The sequence below is a fragment of the Actinokineospora cianjurensis genome (assembly GCF_003663795.1).
Lineage (GTDB): Bacteria > Actinomycetota > Actinomycetes > Mycobacteriales > Pseudonocardiaceae > Actinokineospora > Actinokineospora terrae.
In genome coordinates this window covers 77,125-96,707 of the sequence record NZ_RCDD01000009.1, presented here as the reverse complement: position 1 = coordinate 96,707, position 19,583 = coordinate 77,125, and the positions used below count along the sequence as shown (strand labels likewise).

Genomic DNA, 19,583 nt, shown 5'->3' with positions numbered 1-19,583 from the left:
GTGCCATTCATCGGGTTCGTAGATCAGAATTGGCGTGGCGGGACACCTGCCGTGTGGTGGAGCGGGAAATGTGATCCGAACTCAACCGGGGACAGTGCGGGAACCGTGAAACCGCTCGCGGTCAGTGGAGTTGGATGAGGTTGCCGCGCGCGCTGGCAGGCGCGAGTGTGGCGCTGCCTGCGAAGGTGGCCTTGTAGTGGCCTGCGAGCAGGGCTTGCAGGACGGGGCAAGGGCCGTGGCACGTCGCCACGCCGCCGGCGTTGGTGGTGGCCGTGCACACGGTGGTCGAGCCGACGGTGAAGGTGATGGTCTGGCCCGCGGCGGGCAGGCCGGTGGTGGTGTCTGTCAGCGTCGCCGACAGGTTCAGCGTGAGGAAGAGGTGACCGGGGACCACGGAGAACAGGATCGGCCCGGCGGTGAGCTTCGTCGTGTCGGCGGTGTAGGTGTACCGATCGGCTGGGCTGGTGGTGCTGGTGCCCGAGGGAGTCGTGACGGTGACGTCGACCGGGCCCGTCGTGGTGGCGGCGGGTGCGGTCGCGGTGATGGAGCTGTCGCTGTTCACCGTGAACGTCGCGGAGGTGGCGCCGAAGTGGACGGCGGTGGCGCCGGTGAAGTCGGTGCCGGTGATGGTGACGGTGGTGCCGCCCGCCGCCGGGCCGGTGGTCGGGGACACGGCGGTGACGGTCGGCGCCGGGGGCGCGGTGGACGGGCGGATGACGATGGCGTCGGCGGTCTGGAATCCGCTGAGGGTGCCGGTCACGGTGTTCGTGGTGGTGTCGATGACCGAGGCGGTGGTCCCGTGGGTCGTGTAGGCGGTGCTGCCGTCCGCCGATACCGCGACGCCGGTCGGGAAGGAGCCGACCGGCACTGTGGCGGTGACGGTGTTGGTGGCGGTGTTGATGACCGACACGGAGCTGCTGCTGAGGTTGGTGACGTAGGCCGTGCCGGCGGAGGGGGTGAGCGCGACCGCGCTGGGGAAGGAGCCCACCGGGATCGTCGCGCTGACCGTGTTGGTGGCGGTGTTGATCACGACCAGGGTGTTGTCGTCCCGGTCGGTCGCGTACAGCAGGGTGCCTGCGGGGTTGACCGTCACGGCGGAGATGCTGCCGCCGATCGGGATCGTCGCGGTGACGGTGTTGGTGGTGGTGTCGATCACGCGGACCGCGTCCAGGTCACCGACGTAGGCGAGTGCGCCGGTGGGGTTGTAGGTGACCGAGAGGGGGAAGTTGAGTCCGGGGATGGTCGCGGTGACGGTGTTGGTCGCGGTGCTGATCACGGACACGGAGTTGCTGCTGGCGTTGGTGACGTAGACGGACTGGCCGTCGGGGTTGACCTCGATCCCGCCGGAGTTGCGGCCGACGCCGATGGTGGCGGTGACGGTGTTGGTGGCGGTGTCGATGACCGAGACGGTGCCGTTGACGATGCCGTTGGCGGTGTTGGCGACATAGACCCGCGTGCCGTCCGGGGTGATCGACTCGTCGCTGGGCGACGAGCCGACCGGGACCGTCGCGGTGATCGTGCCGGTCGCCGCGTCGACGACCGAGACCGTGTTGGCCCTCTGGTTGGCCACGTAGAGCGTGCCGGTGGTCGCGGCCTGCGCGGCCGAGGCGGTCACCACCGACAACGCGGCGGCGACGACGGTGGCGCCGAGCCCGAGTGCGCCCCATCTGCGTCGTTGGTCGTGCGTGTGTCGACCCACGTGCGTCGTCCTCTCTGAGAATGCACTGCCATTTCGGATGGCCGATGAAAGCGCGACATCCAGCTCGTACAAGTACCACCGAATAGCCCACGACTCCAGCAGCACAGAGTTCACTCACTCCGACGACGAACACCACGCCACTCCGATGGCCCAACATTTACCAGCCACCTGTCATCTGAGTGGCGATGGCCACGCCGCGATTCCACCAGGACATGGCTCGTTCCCGCGATCGGTTACTTTCACACCCGACCCGGCGGATCGCACCTGATGAGGATCCCTCGACATGAACGACAGGGAACGACGCGCCGCGCGAATCCGTTATCGCCCACGAATCACTTTCGCGCGGACCCGGAAATACCGGCGCAACGCGATCGCCGTCTTATCACCGTTCCACAACTGGAGCCGCTACCGGCCCGACCGCCGTTCGCGCCATCCAACACCCAGCACCGGCCTCCAGTGGCCCCGACCGCGTTCCCGCGCCGCCGCGACGGCCGCCCGCCAACCGTGCTCGTGCCCGCCCAGGACCTCTTCCTCCAACTCGGCGGCGACCACGGCGATGTCGTCCCGCAACTTCTCCCGCTGTTCGCCTTGACCTGCTGCTCGCGATGTTCTGGCTCGGCTGCTGAATCCGTCCGGCTCCACAATCACGTGATCACGTGATGTCCTCCCCCGCGCCCGGGATGGTTTCTTGGGCCCCCGTTCTGTCGGAGGTTCGCGCGGGGCGGCGGGTCGCCACAGGCACGCTTGGAGGGTCTCTATGGGCAAGGTGTCTCGACGCTCGGTGGTCGCGGGCGGAGTCGCGGTCGGAGGGGCGGTGGTCGGCGGCGCGGTGGTGCCCGTGCTGGGTGGGTCGGCGGTGGCGGCGCAGCCGTCTGTCGAGCCGCTGGTGACCGTGTTGCGCGAGGATCCCCGGCACCCCGGGTTGTCGCGGGGGCAGAACCAGCGGTTCGCGAGCAACCCGGAGTGCGTGTACCTGCCGACGACGACCGCGCAGGTGGTCACCGCCGTGCAAGAATCCGTCCACACAGGACGCAAGGTCGCGGTGCGCTCGGGCGGGCACTGCTACGAGAACTTCGTCGACGCGCCGGACACCAAGGTCATCGTGGACATGTCCGGGATGAGCGCGGTCACCTTCGACGCGGGCCGTAACGCGTTCCAGGTCGAGGCGGGAGCGCAACTCGGCGACGTGTACTCGACGTTGTTCAAGCGCTGGGGCGTGACCCTGCCCGGCGGCTCCTGCCACACCGTCGCCGCGGGCGGGCACGTGCCCGGGGCGGGGTACGGGCAGATGAGCCGGGCGTTCGGCCTGATCGTCGACCACCTGTACGCCGTCGAGGTGGTCGTGGTGGACGGCACCGGCACCGCCCGCGCCGTGGTCGCCACCCGCGAGGCGGGCGACCCCAACCGCGAGCTGTGGTGGGCGCACACCGGTGGCGGCGGTGGCAGCTTCGGCATCGCCACCCGGTTCTGGTTCCGCAGCCCCGGCGCCACCGGCACCGACCCGGCCGCGCTGCTGCCCGCGCCGCCCGCCGAGGTGTGGATCCACCGGGTGGAGTGGTCCTGGGAGGCGATGACGAAGGCCGGGTTCACCCGCCTCCTGCGCAACTACGGCACCTGGCACACCCGTAACAGCGGCGCCGACTCCCCCTACACCGGGCTGTTCGCCCGCCTGGAGCTCAGCACCCGGGTGAGCGCGCCGACCCACATGGTGGTGCAGGTGGACGCCACCCGCCCGGACGCGCGCGCCCTCCTGGACTCATTCCTCGCCGAGGTCCACGCCGGGGTCGACGTCGCGACGACGGTCACCGACAACCGCAAGCTCCCGTGGTTGCACTCCACGGGCTGGCAGGGCCTGTGGGTGTCGAGTCCGACCGACCGCTACAAGTACAAGAGCAGCTACCACCGGCGCGGCTTCACCACCAGGCAGATCGAGGCTTTCTGGAAGCAGCTCACCGAAACCCAGTACGCGCACCTGGGCTTCGCGGTGTCCATCGCCTCCTACGGCGGTCACGTCAACACCGTCGCGAGCGACGCCACAGCCGACCCCCACCGCGACTCGGTGCTCAAGCTCCTGTGGGGCACAACCTGGTCGGAAGCCGCCGAGGACGCCTCACACCTGCCGTGGCACCAGACCTTCTACCGCGCCGTCTACGCCAGCACCGGCGGCGTACCCATCACCAACACCGACACCGACGGCTGCTACATCAACTACGCCGACATCGACCTCGGCGACCCCAGGTGGAACACCTCGGGAGTCACCTGGCACCAGCTGTACTTCAAGGACAACTACGCCAGGCTGCAGCAGACCAAGGCCAGTTTCGACCCACGCGAGGTGTTCCGGCACGCCCAGTCGATCCGGCTGCCAGGCTGACTGCCTGCCAGATGGCCCCGATGGCGACCGCGGCGCGCACCATCTGGCGCCGGTCAACCGCAGGCTCAGAGGCGCGGTCCTCGACTGGCTGCAGAAACACGCCGCCTAGCCAATCCGGTCCTACGCCAGGTGAAGACCCTCTCTTGGCATAGGACCGACTATGTGAAGTACGGCGCCTGCTGCTGGCCGCCGTGACTGATCCGGAGCCGGATGGACGGGTGGATGTTCAGCCCGTCCAGGGAATCAAGCGGCCGCCACAGGACTTCCTTGCTCTCATCACTGGTGCGCAGCGTTCCGCCGGTCACCCGGGCCCGGAAGCAGATCGAGAACTCCTGCCGAACCTCACCATCGGTGTAAGCGATCACATGCCCCGGATCGCTGTAGATCCCAACCAACCCCGTCACCTCGACATCGATACCGGTCTCCTCTTGAACCTCACGAACCACCGTCTGCGTCAGAGTCTCCCCCACGTCCAACGCTCCACCGGGGATCGAGTACAGGTCGTTGTCCGTGCGCCGGATCAACAGGAGCTGCCCATCGGCGTTCGTGACGTACGCGGTGACAGCAACGACAATGCTGCTCGGCGTCGGCGCGTTCGGCTCGTGGTAGAAGGCGGTGCGGGCCATCCAGGTCTCCTACCACTTGGGGCTCAAAGCCTTAGACGCTACCGACATCCCGAGCGTGCCCTGAAGTGGATCAACGACAAAGGGTCCCCGAGCCGCAAACTGCCAGCTCAGAGACCCTTTAGTCGACCGTCGGGCTGACAGGATTCGAACCTGCGACCCCTTGACCCCCAGTCAAGTGCGCTACCAAACTGCGCCACAGCCCGGCCGCATCCGCTGTTCGCGGGTGCTGGGAAAGAGTAGCGCATGGGGGTGGTGGGGGTTCCCAGGGGGGTGCTGGGGATCATTGGGGGGTGCTGAAGATCGTTCGGGTTGGGGTTGTGGGTGTGGTGTTGCCCGTGGGGTTTTTGGGCGCGGGGTGGGGTGGGGCCGCGCTCAGCGTCGGGGCGGGGTGGGTTGTGGTGCCGACTGTCCTGGTCACGGTGGTGGTGGGGGTGGTGGCGCTTCGGGGGATCTTGACGATGTTCGTGGGTGGGGTGCGGGAGGGCAGTGATGTCGAGGGGCTGGTGTGGGTCTCGGGGTTCCTGATGTTCCTCGCCGTGGTGTTCGGGGGTGTGCTGGGGGTGCCGGGGTGGGTGGCGATGAGTGGGAGTCAGCTCACCCGGTGTGAGGTGGTGTCGGTGGACGACGGGGCGGTGGTGGACGGGGGTGATGGGGTTTACACCGTTTACCGGCATGTCGTCGCGTGTCCTGGGGGGTATCCGACGACTTATGAGGTCGATGAGCGGTATGTGGATACCGTGGAGTTGCTTGTGGACCCCGAGCGCGAGACGTCGCCGGAGTATCTCCGGGGGGATGCGTTCTCTGCGGCGCTCGGGGCCTGGGTAGCGCTACCCGCGGCTGGGCTGCTTCTGCTGATCAGCCTGGGTAGGGCTATCTACTGGTTCAGGACTTCCGGGCCTTCTTCTCGCGAACCCGCACCGAGATCCTGACCGGCGTGCCCGTGAAGCCGAACTGCTCGCGCAGCTTGCGTTCGATGAACCGGCGGTACCCGGCCTCGAGGAAGCCGCTGGTGAACAGCACGAACGTCGGCGGGCGGGTCTGGGCCTGGGTCGCGAACAGGACCTTGGGCTGCTTGCCGCCGCGGACCGGGGGCGGGGTGGCGGCGATCAGGTCGGACAGCCAGGAGTTGAGCTGGCCGGTGGACACGCGCTGGTCCCACGAGTCGAGCGCGGTGCGCAGGGCCGGGGCGAGCTTGCGCACCGAGCGGCCGGTGAGCGCGGAGACGTTGATCTTCTCCGCCCACGGCACCCGGACCAGGCCGCGGTCGAGCTCGCGTTCGAGCTGGTGGCGGCGGTCCTCGTCGACCAGGTCCCACTTGTTGAACGCCAGCACGCAGGCCCGGCCGGAGTCGACGACCATCGACAGCACCCGCAGGTCCTGCTCGGCGATGGGCTCGGCCGCGTCCAGCAGCACGATCGCCACCTCGGCCGACTCGATGGCCGCCTTGGTGCGCAGCGAGGCGTAGTACTCGGTGCCGCTGGCGAAGTTGACCCGCTTGCGCAGACCCGCGGTGTCGACGAAGCGCCAGATCTGGTCGTCCAGCTCGACCAGGGAGTCGACCGGGTCGACGGTGGTGCCCGCGACCGAGTCGACGACCGCGCGGTTCTCGCCGGTCAGGCGGTTGAGCAGGCTGGACTTGCCGACGTTCGGCTTGCCGACCAGGGCGACCCGGCGGGGGCCGCCGCGCATGCCGAAGGTCTCCTTGGGGGTCTCCGGCAGGGCCTTCAGGATCGCGTCGAGCAGGTCACCGGAGTTACGACCGTGCAGGGCGCTTACCGGGAACGGCTCCCCCAGGCCCAACGACCATAGAGCGGCCGTGTCGGCCATCAGGCGGTCGTCGTCCACCTTGTTCGCGACCAGGATCACCGGCTGCTTGGACCTACGCAGCACCTTGGCGACGGCCTCATCGGTGGAGGTAGCGCCAACGGTGGCGTCGACCACGACGACGACCGCGTCCGAGTTCGCCATCGCGTACTCGGCCTGCGCGGCGATGGCCCTGGGCAGGCCGTCCAGGCCGGGCTCCCAGCCGCCGGTGTCGAGCACGGTGAACCGGCGCCCGTTCCACAGCGCGTCGTAGGCGACCCGGTCCCTGGTCACGCCGGGGACGTCCTGGACGACGGCCTCGCGGCGGCCCAGGATGCGGTTCACCAGTGTCGACTTGCCCACGTTGGGCCTACCGACCACAGCGAGTACCGGTTGCGCTACCGCGCCGTCGGCGTCGTCCTCGGCGAAGGAGTCGACCTCGGCCCATTCGGACTCGTCGGACCAGGTCCCGTCCAGGGCGTCCTCGTAGGTCCCATCAAGCTCAGTCATGACCCCGTCTTCCGTACGACATCGAGTTCTTGGACCAGACCCGCCAAGCGGGCCCGGATCTCTTCGGTGGCCGAGACCAGCCCGGCACGCCCCTTGCCGACGGTGAGCTCGAACGGCTCGCCCACAAGGACGTCCACCGGTGGGCGAAACCGTCGCCCACCGCCCTCCGGCCTGCGGGTACCCCGCGTGGCGACCGGTAGTACTACCGCGCCCGTGGAGCGCACCAGCCACGCTGCGCCCTGCTCGGCCGCGTTGACGTCACCGGCGCCGCGGGTGCCTTCCGGGAAGATCCCGACAAGCCCGCCTTCGCGCAGGACGCCGACCGCGGTGGTCAGCGGGGTCCGGTCCGGCGCGCCGCGACGTACCGGGATCTGCCCGATCGCCTGTAGCCCCCGACCGACCAGGCCGCGGAACAGCTCCCCCTTGACCAGGAACACCGACCGCCTCGGCAGCATTCCGAAGATGAGCTGCGGTTCGAGCATGGAGCTGTGGTTGGCCACAAGAACCACCGGACCGATGCGCGGGACGCGGTCACGACCCGTGACGCGTAGGCGCAACGCGGGCCGGAAGACGTAGCGGCCGATGAACCTGCACAGGTCGTGCAGCCAGCGGACGGACCCCTCGGGGAGTTGGGTGCTCACCGCGGTGCCGCCGTGCTGAGATGTCGGTCGCGGACCAGGTCGAGCAGGTGGGCCAGCACGCCGTCGATGTCCAGGTCGGTGGTGTCGACCTCGACGGCGTCGACCGCGGGGCGCAGCGGGGAGGCCGCCCGGGTGGAGTCGAGCCGGTCCCTGCGCTCGACGTCGGCCAGCGTGGCGTCCACGGTGGCGCCCCGGCCCGCGGCGGCGTCCTGGGCGGTCCTGCGGGCGGCCCTGGCCTCGGCGGAGGCGGTCAGGTACACCTTGAGCGCGGCGTCGGGGACCACGACGGTGCCGATGTCGCGGCCCTCGACCACGATGCCGCCGAGCCTGCCCCTGGCCTCGCTGATGATCCGGCGCTGGGTGGCGACCAGCAGCTCACGGACCTTCGGCACGGCCGACACGGCCGACACGGCGCCGGTGACCTCGGGGCCGCGGATCTCAGCGGCGACGTCCTCGTCGCCCAGCCGCACGTCGGCGCTGGTCGGGTCGGTGCCGATGCGCAGGTCGGCGGTCTCCGCGCAGCGCAGCACCGCGGCACCGTCCTCCTGGTCGACCCCGGCGCGCAGCACGGCCAGCGTCACCGCCCGGTACATGGCGCCCGTGTCGAGGTAGGCGGCGCCGAGGGCGACGGCCAGCCTGCGCGCGACGGTGGACTTGCCGGTGCCAGACGGGCCGTCCAACGCGACGACGCCCCGCAGCTCACCCTGTCCCACCACGTGCTCCTCTGCTCGTCCAGCCCCGACCGTTGGCGCACCATTCTGCCTGGCCGTCCCCCCGCTACCCGGACGGGGTTTCGATCCGGCCGGATGGGGAAGGCCGCGGGTCGCCTTGGAGGTGACCGAGGACACGGTCGCCCGGTCCGGCAGGCGGCGGTTTCCGATCTTGCGCGGCGGCGTGACCGTCCATACGCGTCTGGTGACGATCGGGTGCCCGCGCTGCCGAGTCCACAGTGGCCAGTCGCGGATTCCCATTCCCACCGGGCAATCGGCGCCGGACTCGTCCGGTGACGGCTCGATTGTCTGTTCCTCGTTACCACCCGAACGGAGGTGGTGAGTGAATGGCCCAACGCCGACGCTTGCGGTGGCAACCCTGCTACCGAGAGGAACTCCCATGATCAAGCGAGTGGTGGGCGTGCTCACCGCCGCGCTGGCGGGAGCGGTGTTGATCGTCGCCCCCGCCGCCGCGCGGGTGAACGCCGACTTCGCCGCCATCGTGGCGCTCGACAACTGCTCCGGCTCCGTGGTGCGTCCCCCCGCCGCGGCCGACAGCGACCCGGCCCTGGTGATGACCAACGGCCACTGCGTCAAGCTGATGGGCGCCAACGAGGTCATCGTGAACCAGGCGTCGAGCCGCACGTTCACCCTGCTCGGGCCGACCGGGCAGTCGCTGGGCACGCTGCGCGCCACCAAACTGGCCTACGCCACCATGTCGAAGACCGACGCGGCGTTCTACCAGCTCAGCACCACCTACGCGCAGATACAGCAGCAGTACCGCACCCGGGCGCTCGAACTGTCCACCACGCGCCCGGCGCAGGGCACGAGCATCCAGGTCGTGTCCGGCTACTGGAAGCGCATCTACACCTGCGCGGTCGACGGTTTCGCCTACCAGCTCAAGGAAGGCAGCTGGACCTGGCGCGACTCGATCCGCTACACCCGCCCGTGCAACGTCATCGGCGGCACGTCCGGCTCGCCGATCATCGACAGCGCCGGCAAGGCCGTCGGCGTCAACAACACGATCAACGAGAGCGGCGGCCGCTGCACCCTCAACAACCCGTGCGAGGTCTCCCAGACCGGCCAGGTGACCGTCCGCTCCGGCATCGGCTACGCCCAGCAGACCTACGACATCCCCACCTGCATCACCACCGGCAACCAGTTCAACCTCACCCTCCCCGGCTGCACCCTGCCCCGCTGACCCCGAGCGGACGGGCCTCCTCCACGGGGCCCGTCCGCCTCGGCTGCTCGGAGCGCTCAGTCAAGGGCGAACGCGTGGAGATAGACGTGCGGTGGTTGGACTGAGCGGTCCACGGCTACCTTTACCTGCTCCCGGTATGAACCAGGAAGGATCCGCAGCCACTCTTCGAGTCGCGTCCGCGGTCCGAACTCCCACTGGGTGCCTGTCTCGGGCGGTAGCGAGTACGCCAGGGAGTCGCCAGGCTCCCCTACGTAATCCGGCCGCGCCACATCCGCGCCGAGACCGGTGAGGAACTCGGCGACGCACTCCGGTGTCGCGGTGAAGTCGAGGGTCACGTCCTCGGCGTAGACCGGGCCGAGGATGTACCGCACGTCGGGGCGCGCGCATCCAGGCAGCCGGACGCGCGTGAGCCGCTCTATATCGTCCACCGTGTACGCGGTGCGGCTGCCGGGATAAGCCTGGGGGTCCTCCTTGTCTTCCGGTGTGATCAGGGAATAGCCACCCACCAGCAGGACGACGACCGCGCACGCGATCGCCCACCGAGTCGACACGGACATGCTCATCCAACCCCCAGGAAACGTCTTCTCGACCAAGGTACCGCGTCGAGACCCGATCCGGACGCACCTGAGCGGCCGAGTGGGCCAGTCCGGATGGCGGGGTTGATTCGGCGATTTCCGTTAACTGGCAACGGTTTCGTGGGTGGTGTCGGCCGTTAGCATGGGCGGATCGACACTTCGGAGGCGGGATGTACCTCAGATGGGTTCGGCGTAAGCGGCCGCTGGCTCTGGTTACCGCGTTGGTCTCGGCCGCGGCGCTCAGCGTGGGTAGTACTGAGGCGTTGGCGGCACCTCCCGATGAGGCTACGCAGCCGTGGCAGTACGACCACTGGCCGCAGCAACAGCCGTGGCAGCAGTCGCGGGATGGGGCGCGGGTCGCGGCGCAGGCAGGGTTACCGGGGCCGGTTGACCCTCAGAACTGGGTGAACCCGGACCACATGACCTGGGAGCGGGACTACAAGAAGATCCCTGGTACCAACTGGGCCGACCCAGCGGTGAAGGGGACGACGCGGACGTTCAAGGGTGCGTTGGTCTTGGTTGACTACCCGAACCAGTCGTTTGTCGTGACGCAGCCGCAGAACTCCACGGTGTTCGGTAACCCTAGCGCGCAGGCGCACGACATCCCGCGCGCGCAGGTCGGGCAGTACTACCAGGACTTCCTCAACAAGCCGGGGCAGCTCAACCACGGGCACACCGTGCACGAGTACTGGATGGAGAACTCCGGCGGCCGCTACGGCGTCGACCTGAAGGCGTTCGGTCCTTACACCGTGCCGGGTAAGGACCACGAGTACGCACTGGAGTTCCAGGCAGGCACCGGTTGTCCTACCGGCGACAGTTGCAACAAGGACCTGCGCACCGACGGTAAGGCTGCCTGGGTCGCTGATGTTGGTGCCGAGGTTCCCGCTGGGTTCGACTTCGTCTACTTCCTCTCCGCCGGGCAGGACGAGACGAGCACCTGGCAGGAGTTCGGGATGATGAAGTTCGCGGCCAAGGAGGACGTGACCGACGCGTTCGGGCCGCCGGACGACGCGCTGCCGAACTGGACGCGCACCCGCTATGTGGACTGGACCTCTTGGGCTGCCGGTTCCACCCTGTGGCCCAACGCGGGCGGCGGGTCGTCCACTCAGGCGGAGAGCTCGGGGCAGGGCGTGTACGCGCACGAGTTGAGCCACCTGCTCGGCATCGCGGACAACTACAACAACCCTTACAGCAACCCACCGCGCCGCGACTACAGCGGGATCTGGGACATGCTCTCCCGCGGTTCGTTCAACGGCCCCGGCGGCCCGCACTCGCGCTGGGTCATCCCGGCGACCGGCGGCGCGTCGATGGGGGCGCAGCACATCCTGCGCAACAAGATCAAGCTCGGCATCGTCGACGAGCGCAACGTGCTGCGGCTCTCGCGCGAGGCGCTGGCCGACTCCGGTGTGGTGGTCGCGCAGGTCACCGCGCGAACGGTGCAACCGGGGCGCAACGGCCTGACCGGCGTCAACGTCGCGTTCGGCACCGGTGACCACACCCCCACCTGCGACATCACCACCAACCCGTACTGCGACGGCGGTGGCTACGAGAACTACACCGTCGAGGTCGTGGACCGGATGGGCTCGGACTCGTTCACCCCCGACGCGGGCGTGCTGCTCGCCAAGACCAAGAACGAGGACCGCGCGCCGTTCGCGTGGGTGGTCGACGCCAACCCGCAGGACATCGGCATGACCGACTACGTGCTGCCCGATGGCCGCAAGGTCCCCATCACCATCGGCGACTACCGGCAGCTGGCGGACGCCCTGTTCCACGCGGGCACCAACTCCGGTAGCGAGTACGAGTACGTCGACCAGGCCAACCGGCTGCACTTCTACATCCTCGACGTGAAGCGCGACAACAAAGGCGTGCTGTCTTACACCGTCGCCATCAGGTCCTTGGACGGTGCCGGACCGCAGAAGCGCGGTGTCCGGTTGCTGCCCACGGCGAGCCGAACGGGACGGGACGGTGTCGCTACCTGCCAGTTCCCGCTGTTCAACACCGGCCGGGGCAAGATCGCGGGACAGCACCCTGAGGACGTCAGCGCTTACCTCGACAGTGACGTCTACCGCGTCACCGCTACTGCCGAGGGCCGCGGCTGGACTGTCCAGGTGCCGAACGCCTTGACCACGGCCAAGTTCGGCCACCAGGTCCAGGTACCGATCAACGTCAAGCGCGACGGTGGGGCTCCGCTGACCAAGGTGACGCTAACGGCCACCTCAGAGAGCAACCCCGCCGCGAAGGCGACCGCCACCTGTGTGGTGGTGGGGCACTGAGCCGAGGGGTGCGGGCATGTCCGCGTGCCCGCACCCTGGTCAGGTGGATGACCCGAGCGGACCTATCCGTTGCGGCGGCAGGGTTCTACGGTCGGGTGATCAGGTTGACGCGTGAGGGGAGAACGCTGGTGGGACGACGTCGTGTCGGGGTTGTGTTGGCTGTTGCCGCGTTTGGGGCCGTTCTGTTCCCCGGGGCCGCTCAGGCCACGACAACCGGGTTCTTCTTCAAGGCCGGGCCGTTCACGACCAACTCCGAGTGCATGTACCAGCGTGACATCACGATGGGACAGCCCAACACCGTCGTGACGCCGTCCAGCGGTGACTGCAACCGCGACTACCTCGGCTGGTACTACGAGAGCTTCGAGATCTTCTGAGCCGCGGTCGGCCGCGGGGATCTCAAGCGCGGGCGTAGCGGTCGGCGAGGGCGCGCAGCAGTGGGCGCAGTTCGGCGGGGGACTCGACGGTGAAGTCCATGCCGAGCATGCCCGCGAAGACGGCCACCGTTTCCAGCGAGTCGGCCCCGGTGACCAGCACGGAGGTGGCCGCGTCGACCGCCTCGACGACGCCGACGGCCGGGTTGATCCTGGCCAGCACCGTCTCGGCCGGGGCGTCGACGCGCAGTCGGGCGTGGACGTTCCACCCGCTGCTGGCGACCCTGCGCATCGCGAACGCCGCGTAGTCCCCGTCCTCGATCGGGGTGGGGGCGAAGCGGCGGTGGGTGCGCATGCGCGGGGTCACGCGGTCCACGCGGTAGACGTCCCACTCGCCGGTGGCGGGGTCGCGGGCGACGAGGTACCAGCGGCGCTGCCAGGACAGCAGTCGGTAGGGCTCGACCACGCGCGGGTCGCCGTCGTAGTCGAAGCGGAACTGCTCGACGGCGTGGACGGCGGTCGCGATCGCGCGCAGCACGTCCGGGTCGACCTCCGGGTCGGGGGCGTCGGTGGCGGTGTTCTCCGGGGCGTGCTCGACGGCCGAGGACAGCGCCTCGACCGCGGGGCGCAGGCGCGGGGGCAGGACCTGTTCGAGCTTGGCGAGAGCACGGGCGCTGGCCGCCTCGATACCGGCGATGCCGCGACCCGCGCGCAGCCCGATGGCCACCGCGACGGTCTCCTCGTCGTCGAGCAGCAGCGGGGGCAGCTTCCCGCCAGCGCCGAGCCGGTAGCCGCCCGTGGCGCCCCTGGTGGCGTGGACGGGGTAGTCCAGGCCGCGCAGTCGTTCGATGTCGGTGCGGACGGTGCGGGTGGTGACGCCGAGGCGCTCGGCCAGCTCGGTGCCGTTCCACACCGGCCGGGACTGCAACAGCGACAGCAGGGCCAGCAGCCGCGCCGGGGTATCGCCCACCACTACCTCGCTCAATTAGGAAGTAAACGTTCCTATAGGCACTCTAGCGTTGCCGCCATGACGAACACGAGCATCCGCCCCTTCCGCGTCGAGATCGCCCAGGCCGAGCTGGACGACCTGGCCGACCGCCTCGCCCGCACCCGACTCCCCCAGCCCGCGCCCGGCGACGACTGGGCCACCGGCACCCCGAACCACTACCTGCGCGAGGCCGTCGCGGCGTGGCGGGAGTTCGACTGGCGGGCCGCGGAGGAGCGGATCAACGCGCACCCGCACTTCGTCACCGACGTCGACGGGCAGCCGATCCACTTCATCCACGTCGAGTCGCCCCACCCCGACGCGACCCCGCTGCTGCTCCTGCACACCTACCCCGGCTCGTCCGTGGACTACCTGGGCGTGATCGAGCGGCTCGTCGACCCGGTGGCGCACGGCGGCTCCGCGGACCAGGCGTTCCACCTGGTGATCCCGGACGCGCCCGGCTTCGGCTTCTCCACCCCCGTCACCGAGTCCGGCTGGAACTCGGCCAGGATCGCCCGCGCGTACGACACCCTGATGCGCCGCCTCGGCTACACCCGCTACGGCGCGCACGGCTCCGACCAGGGCGCGGTGATCGCCCGCGAGCTGGGCCTGCTCGCCCCGGAGGGTTTCCTCGGCCTGCACGTGCTGCAGCTGTTCTCCTTCCCGTCCGGCGACCCCGGCGAGTTCGAGCGCCTGGAGCCGCAGGACTACGCGGGCCTCGAGCACATGCAGTGGTTCCAGAAGGTCGGCGGGTACAACACGATGAACGCCAGCCGCCCGCAAACCATCGCGGCGGGCCTCAGCGACTCTCCTCTCGGTCTGCTCGCCTACAGCGAGCTGTTCCACTCCTTCGGCAACGGCACGTCGCTGGTCCCGCTGGAGACGGTGCTGCTGGAGGTGTCGGTGGCGTGGTTCACCAACGCCGCGGCAGGCATGACGCGCTCGTACTACGAGAACGCCGAGGCCCCCGACTCGTCGTCGATCAACGCCGCCCCCACCGGTGTCGCTGTCTTCGCCGACGACTTCCAGACCATCAAGGTCTTCGCCGAGCGCGACAACAGCGCCATCGTCCACTGGAGCCGGTTCGACCACGGCGGCCACTTCGCCGCCCTGGAGGTACCGGAGCTCGTGGCCGACGACATCCGCGCCTTCTTCACCGCGCTGCGCTAGGCCGGACGCTCAGGGGTTCTCGGGGCCGAACCAGGTCTGGAGCGCGGTTTCCAGCTGGTCGGTCGCGGATAAGTGCGGGGTCTCGGGTAGGGCCAGCCAGCTGATGTAGCCGTCGGGGCGGGCCAGGACGGCGGTGGCGGGGAGAGGCAGATCCGCGACGGCCACGGCGTGCACCCGGTCGGACCAGGGGCCCGCGGTGGTGAGGTGGCGGGGATCCGTGGTGAGGAGAACACCGTGGCCGGAGTGGAAGAGGGTGCTGGTCCAGTGAGTCGGGAGTTCGAGGTCGGGGAGCCTGGCACCGAGCAGGGGGTGGTCCTGGCCCGCCACGGGGTAGCGGATGTCCAGACCGGACACCATGCCCGCCAGGTACCTGTTGGCCTCGGGGAGCCTCGCCAACTCGGTGATGAGCCCGTGCATCGCGCGGGTCTCCGGGTCGGGATCGGTGGGGAGGGTCTGGGCCCGGGTGTTGTCCAGGACTCTCGCGCCGACCGGGTGGCGTTCGGCGTGGTAGGTGTCGAGCAGGCCAGTCGGCGCGTGGCCCCTGACCGTGGCCGCCAGTTTCCAGCCGAGGTTCATCGCGTCCTGGACACCCAGGTTCAGGCCCTGGCCGCCCGCGGGGAAGTGGATGTGCGCGGCGTCGCCAGCCAGGAGCACACGGTCGACCCGGTAGCGGTCGGCCTGCCTGGTGGCGTTGGAGAACCGGGACGCCCAGCGGACCTCCGCGATCTCGCCGTCCTCCCCGTAGAGCCTGCGGATCGCGGCCTTGACCTCGTCCGCCGACACCGGCGTCGCCTGGTCCTCCTGGCGGGCGTCCGGGTCGTTGAAGACCAAGCGGTGGAGACCCTGCTCCCCCAACGGGATCAGCCCGCCGGTGCCACGCCTGCCGGTCTTGTCCCTGCCGGTCTTCTCCCTGGCGATCGCGTCCTGCACCGACCGCATCCTCGTGGGCACGGCGGCGGGCACGACCCCGAAGACGACATCGGCCACGAACGCGAACTGGCTGGCATCGGTGCCCGGGAAGCCGACACCGAGCTGCTTGCGGACCGTGCTGCGGCCGCCATCGCACCCGACCAGGTAGCGCGCCTGGACCTCCAGCTCACCGGCGGTCGTCCGGACCGTGGCCGTCACCCCCGTGTCGTGCTGGGTGAACCCGAGCAGGTCGTGTCCACGCAGGACCGGCACGCCCTGCTCGGCGAGCCGCTCCTCCAGCGCGCGCTCGACCCCGGCCTGCGGGATGGCCACCTGGTACGGGTGCCGGGTCTGCCACCCCTCGTAGCTCAACGGCCGCCCGCCGAAGTGCCCACTCCCCCAGTTGCCCAGGGCGTACTCGCGCGTGCGCTCCAGTAACCCGCGCAGGTCGAACACCTCGGCCGTGCGGGGTTGCAGGTTCAACGCCTTCGACTGCCCACTGCGCTCGGCCAGCCGTTCCAGCACGAGCACGGCCACCCCGCCGAGCGCCAACTCCGAGGCCAGCATCAGCCCGGTCGGGCCGCCGCCCACCACGATCACATCGGTCTGCCGGATCCCCACCAGTGTCCCCTCCGCGTGAATGGGGAAAGCCACTCCCCCGAAACCGAGAGTACAGAAATCCGGCGAACCGGCGGCGGGTCGATTGTTACCGATTGGGGGATTTGCGCCATTGCGAGGCGAGGAGCCACATCAGGTAGACGCCGCCGATGGCGCCGGTGGTGAGACCTACCGGGAGTTGGACGTCGGGGATGAGGCGTTGGCCCACGAGGTCGGCCGCTGCCAGGAGTGCGGCACCGGTCAGCATGGCGGGAAGGATGCCTGGGCTTGAGGAACGGGTCAGGCGGATGGCCACCTGTGGGGCCGTGAGCGCGATGAAGTTGATGGGGCCTGCGGCGGCCGTGGCGACGGCCGTGAAAGCCACGCCGATGAGGACTAGAGAAAGGCGGGTTCGTTCCGGTGAGATGCCCAGGGAACCGGCGGCAGGGTCGCCCATTTCCAACAACGGCATTCGGCGACCCACGATAAGAGCCACCGGTAGCAGTACCGCGAGCGATATCCACAACGGCGTCACATGGTCCCAAGTGCGGCCGTTGACGCTACCGAGTTGCCACAGCTGGGCGAGGCGGGCTTCCTGAAGCGACGCGCGGCTCAACAGGTAGGCGTTGACCGACGCCAGGATCGAGCTGACACCGATGCCGATGAGGATCAGGCGGAAGCCCTGGACCCCTCGGCGGAAGGCGAGCAGGTACACCACGATCGCGGACACAAGACCGCCGACGATGGCGCCGACAGCGACGCTGACCTGTGCGTCCCGGTAGACCAAGAGGACCAGGATTGCGCCGGTGGCCGAACCGGTGGTGAAGCCGATGACGTCCGGGCTGCCGAGGGGGTTGCGGGACACGCTCTGGAAGATCGCGCCCGCCGCGCCCAACGCGGCTCCTACGCCTATCGAGACGAGGAGCCTGGGTAGGCGGAACCGATTCATCACCAGTTCCAATCCCGGTGGTCCTTGCCCGAACAGGGTCCGCAGCACGTCCGACACGGTGGCCGGGTAGTCGCCCGTGGTCAGCGTAAGAGCGGCCAGGGCCAATAGGGCCACGACGAGGATGGCGCCGACGACCAGTGGACGGCGGTGCAACCGGACGGAGAGCGGGCCCACCCGCACGAAGGAGGCGCTCACAGCTGCGTGATCCGGCGTCGACGGGCCAAGGCGATGAACACGGGTGCCCCCAGGAATGCCGTCACGATGCCGACCTGCAGTTCGCCGGGCGCGCCGAGGATCCGGCCGAGCACGTCGGCGCCGACCAGGAGGATGCCCGCCAGCACCGCGGCGTAGGGCAGCACCCAGCGCTGGTCGGGGCCGATGATCATCCTGGCCACGTGCGGGACGGCGAGGCCGACGAACACGATCGGGCCGACCGCCGCCGTCGCCGCACCGCACAGCAGGGTGACCGCGAGCGCGCCGACGAGCCGGACGTGGTTGACCCGCAGGCCGAGCGCGCGGCCGGTGTCGTCGCCGAGCGCCAGCGCGTTGAGCGGGCGGCCGAGGCCGAGCGCGACCAGCACGCCCGCGGCGATGAACGGCGAGACCTCCAGGAACACGTCCATGCCTCGGCCGGCGAGCGACCCGATGACCCAGAACCGGAACCGGTCGAAGGTCTGGGCGTCGAGCACCAGGATGATCCCGACGACGGCGTTGAGCGCCGCGGTGAGCGCGGCCCCGGCGACGACCATCCGGTCGGGGGTGGCGGCCCGGCCGCTGGCGCCGAGCGCGTACACCGCGACGGAGGCGGCCGCCGCGCCCAGCAGCGAGAACCACACGTAGCCGCTGGGCGCGGTGACACCGAACAGCGAGATCGCCAGCACCACCGCGGTCGAGGCGCCGATCTCCACTCCGAGCACGCCGGGGTCGGCCAGCGGGTTGCGGGTCAGCGCCTGCATCAGGGCACCGGCGAGGCCGAGGGCGACGCCGACGAACAGGCCGATCACCGTGCGCGGGAACCGCAACTCGCGGACGATGTAGGCGATCTCGCTGCCGTCGTCGTGCCACAGCAGGCGCCACACGGTTCCCGCGTCGATGTGCTCGGCACCGACGACCATGCTCGACACACACACCGCGGCGAGCACCACAAGAGCGCCGACCAGCCCTAAGAGGCGCACACTTGTAGTGCGGGGACGCGTTTCCTGCACCAGCGACCCCTCGTCGGTCCGTGCGGTGTCACCGCTCTGGCGACCGGGCAAGGCTAACAACTCCCCTTCACGCGGAGGATTCCGCCATGGCGACGGCGATCTTGCGCGGGCCGGTGAACGGTTCCCTGCCGTGCGCGGCGGACATGTTGTCCACTACCAACAGGTCGTCGCGCTGGTAGTCGAACCGGGTCGAGGCGGCCCGGTAGCACTGCCGCAGGTGGGCCACCACATCATCGGGGATGACGCTGCCGTCGCCGTAGTAGGAGTTGTTGGGGAACCCGTCGGGGCCGTAGATCTCGGCGATGCCCTCGCGGACCTCGGCGGGCAGGCTGCTCTCGTGGAAGATGACGATGTGGTTGAACCACACCGGCAACCCTGTCACCGGGTGGTGGTGCACTGCGTCGCGCACCGCGCGAGTGCGCAACCCGTCGGAGCCCACCCATTCCGCGGTAAGACCGCCTGCCGCGCACTGCTTCTCGACCTGCGCGCGGTCCTCCGTGCCGAACGCGGTCCACCAGCGCAGGCCGACGTCCTCGCCGTAGTTGCGCACGACCATCCACCGGCGCTGCTCGAACTCGGCGCGCACGTCCGGATCGATGCGCTCGTAGACCTCGCGGATAGAGGCCAACGGCGTGGCACCCTCGGTGAGGGGCGGCTCGACGCAGTGGAAGAACAGCGTCAGCGGCCACACCGCCTGGTACGACATCTCGGTGTGCAGGGGGATCTCGGCCTGTGCGGGGTAAGAGGTCGAGGTGTAAACGTTCCCCTTGATCACACTGCGCGGGGAGGACTGCTCGGTGTAAGTGAGCGGTTCTCCCGAGAGCGCGCGCACGGCGTCGGTAAGCCCATCGGCGCCGCCGATCTCGAACCCGCGCAGCAGCAGAGCGCCGTGCTCGACGAGCTTGGCGCGTAGTGCGTCACGGTCGCCGGTGATCCTGTCGACCACAGGTCCCTCGCCCTGGATCGTGTAGGCCAGTGTCATCGTGTT

The 19,583-nt window shown here is 69.4% G+C and carries 18 protein-coding genes and 1 tRNA gene; 6 read left to right on the top strand and 13 right to left on the bottom strand.

The window, feature by feature from the left end:
• Nucleotides 1-121: 121 nt before the first annotated feature.
• A complete protein-coding gene (locus tag CLV68_RS31220) occupies nt 122-1,699 on the bottom strand; it encodes an IPT/TIG domain-containing protein (RefSeq protein ID WP_170224696.1) in 1,578 nt (525 codons plus the stop codon).
• 405 nt (nt 1,700-2,104) lie between these two features.
• Nucleotides 2,105-2,269, bottom strand: a complete 165-nt coding sequence (locus CLV68_RS34405) for a hypothetical protein (protein WP_170224695.1) — start codon at nt 2,267-2,269, stop codon at nt 2,105-2,107.
• 187 nt (nt 2,270-2,456) lie between these two features.
• Here CLV68_RS34405 and CLV68_RS31215 point away from each other — a divergent pair, with 187 nt between their 5' ends.
• A complete protein-coding gene (locus CLV68_RS31215; RefSeq protein ID WP_121394589.1) occupies nt 2,457-4,070 on the top strand; it encodes an FAD-binding oxidoreductase in 1,614 nt (537 codons plus the stop codon).
• A gap of 158 nt (nt 4,071-4,228) precedes the next feature.
• On the opposite strand, the gene CLV68_RS31210 is transcribed toward CLV68_RS31215, so the two are convergent.
• On the bottom strand, nt 4,229-4,696 hold the full coding sequence (locus tag CLV68_RS31210; RefSeq protein ID WP_121394588.1) for an NUDIX hydrolase: 468 nt from the start codon (nt 4,694-4,696) through the stop codon (nt 4,229-4,231).
• 129 nt (nt 4,697-4,825) lie between these two features.
• Nucleotides 4,826-4,899 (bottom strand) — tRNA-Pro (locus CLV68_RS31205).
• 87 nt (nt 4,900-4,986) lie between these two features.
• Between CLV68_RS31205 and CLV68_RS31200 the strand changes: the two genes are divergently transcribed.
• Nucleotides 4,987-5,625: a hypothetical protein gene (locus CLV68_RS31200; RefSeq protein ID WP_121394587.1), complete on the top strand. Its 639-nt coding sequence runs from the start codon at nt 4,987-4,989 to the stop codon at nt 5,623-5,625.
• On the opposite strand, the gene der is transcribed toward CLV68_RS31200, so the two are convergent.
• Genes der through cmk form a run of 3 tightly spaced genes read right to left on the bottom strand, consistent with a single transcriptional unit; the run spans nt 5,579 to nt 8,363 of the window.
• Nucleotides 5,579-7,009, bottom strand: a complete 1,431-nt coding sequence (der, locus tag CLV68_RS31195; RefSeq protein ID WP_121394586.1) for a ribosome biogenesis GTPase Der — start codon at nt 7,007-7,009, stop codon at nt 5,579-5,581. The genes CLV68_RS31200 and der overlap by 47 nt on opposite strands.
• The gene (locus tag CLV68_RS31190; protein WP_121394585.1) at nt 7,006-7,650 is read right to left on the bottom strand and encodes a lysophospholipid acyltransferase family protein; all 645 of its coding nucleotides are present in this window, start codon (nt 7,648-7,650) and stop codon (nt 7,006-7,008) included. Before CLV68_RS31190 ends, der begins: the two co-directional genes overlap by 4 nt.
• A complete protein-coding gene (gene cmk / locus CLV68_RS31185) occupies nt 7,647-8,363 on the bottom strand; it encodes a (d)CMP kinase (protein ID WP_121394661.1) in 717 nt (238 codons plus the stop codon). Before cmk ends, CLV68_RS31190 begins: the two co-directional genes overlap by 4 nt.
• Before the next feature lie 397 nt (nt 8,364-8,760).
• Between cmk and CLV68_RS31180 the strand changes: the two genes are divergently transcribed.
• Nucleotides 8,761-9,561, top strand: a complete 801-nt coding sequence (locus CLV68_RS31180; protein ID WP_121394584.1) for a S1 family peptidase — start codon at nt 8,761-8,763, stop codon at nt 9,559-9,561.
• A gap of 56 nt (nt 9,562-9,617) precedes the next feature.
• On the opposite strand, the gene CLV68_RS31175 is transcribed toward CLV68_RS31180, so the two are convergent.
• A complete protein-coding gene (locus CLV68_RS31175; protein WP_147460242.1) occupies nt 9,618-10,118 on the bottom strand; it encodes a hypothetical protein in 501 nt (166 codons plus the stop codon).
• Between the two features lie 422 nt (nt 10,119-10,540).
• On the opposite strand from CLV68_RS31175, the gene CLV68_RS31170 reads away from it, so the two are divergent.
• Both CLV68_RS31170 and CLV68_RS31165 read left to right on the top strand, forming a co-directional pair.
• Complete coding sequence (locus CLV68_RS31170) at nt 10,541-12,409, top strand: M6 family metalloprotease domain-containing protein (protein WP_425454891.1); 1,869 nt, start codon at nt 10,541-10,543, stop codon at nt 12,407-12,409.
• Between the two features lie 128 nt (nt 12,410-12,537).
• Nucleotides 12,538-12,783: a hypothetical protein gene (locus CLV68_RS31165; RefSeq protein WP_147460241.1), complete on the top strand. Its 246-nt coding sequence runs from the start codon at nt 12,538-12,540 to the stop codon at nt 12,781-12,783.
• Between the two features lie 22 nt (nt 12,784-12,805).
• On the opposite strand, the gene CLV68_RS31160 is transcribed toward CLV68_RS31165, so the two are convergent.
• Nucleotides 12,806-13,750: a helix-turn-helix transcriptional regulator gene (locus tag CLV68_RS31160; RefSeq protein ID WP_121394580.1), complete on the bottom strand. Its 945-nt coding sequence runs from the start codon at nt 13,748-13,750 to the stop codon at nt 12,806-12,808.
• 57 nt (nt 13,751-13,807) lie between these two features.
• On the opposite strand from CLV68_RS31160, the gene CLV68_RS31155 reads away from it, so the two are divergent.
• A complete protein-coding gene (locus tag CLV68_RS31155) occupies nt 13,808-14,935 on the top strand; it encodes an epoxide hydrolase family protein (RefSeq protein WP_121394579.1) in 1,128 nt (375 codons plus the stop codon).
• 9 nt (nt 14,936-14,944) lie between these two features.
• On the opposite strand, the gene CLV68_RS31150 is transcribed toward CLV68_RS31155, so the two are convergent.
• The 4 genes from CLV68_RS31150 to CLV68_RS31135 all read right to left on the bottom strand — a co-directional run bounded on the left by CLV68_RS31150 (nt 14,945) and on the right by CLV68_RS31135 (nt 19,577).
• Nucleotides 14,945-16,465 carry an FAD-dependent monooxygenase gene (locus tag CLV68_RS31150; protein WP_281274715.1) on the bottom strand — a complete coding sequence of 507 codons (1,521 nt, stop codon included), beginning with the start codon at nt 16,463-16,465 and terminating at the stop codon, nt 14,945-14,947.
• 85 nt (nt 16,466-16,550) lie between these two features.
• Nucleotides 16,551-17,585 carry a FecCD family ABC transporter permease gene (locus CLV68_RS31145; protein ID WP_211346835.1) on the bottom strand — a complete coding sequence of 345 codons (1,035 nt, stop codon included), beginning with the start codon at nt 17,583-17,585 and terminating at the stop codon, nt 16,551-16,553.
• Nucleotides 17,582-18,595 carry a FecCD family ABC transporter permease gene (locus CLV68_RS31140; protein ID WP_246010208.1) on the bottom strand — a complete coding sequence of 338 codons (1,014 nt, stop codon included), beginning with the start codon at nt 18,593-18,595 and terminating at the stop codon, nt 17,582-17,584. Before CLV68_RS31140 ends, CLV68_RS31145 begins: the two co-directional genes overlap by 4 nt.
• A gap of 67 nt (nt 18,596-18,662) precedes the next feature.
• Nucleotides 18,663-19,577, bottom strand: a complete 915-nt coding sequence (locus CLV68_RS31135; protein ID WP_121394577.1) for a TauD/TfdA family dioxygenase — start codon at nt 19,575-19,577, stop codon at nt 18,663-18,665.
• Between the last annotated feature and the right edge of the window lie 6 nt (nt 19,578-19,583).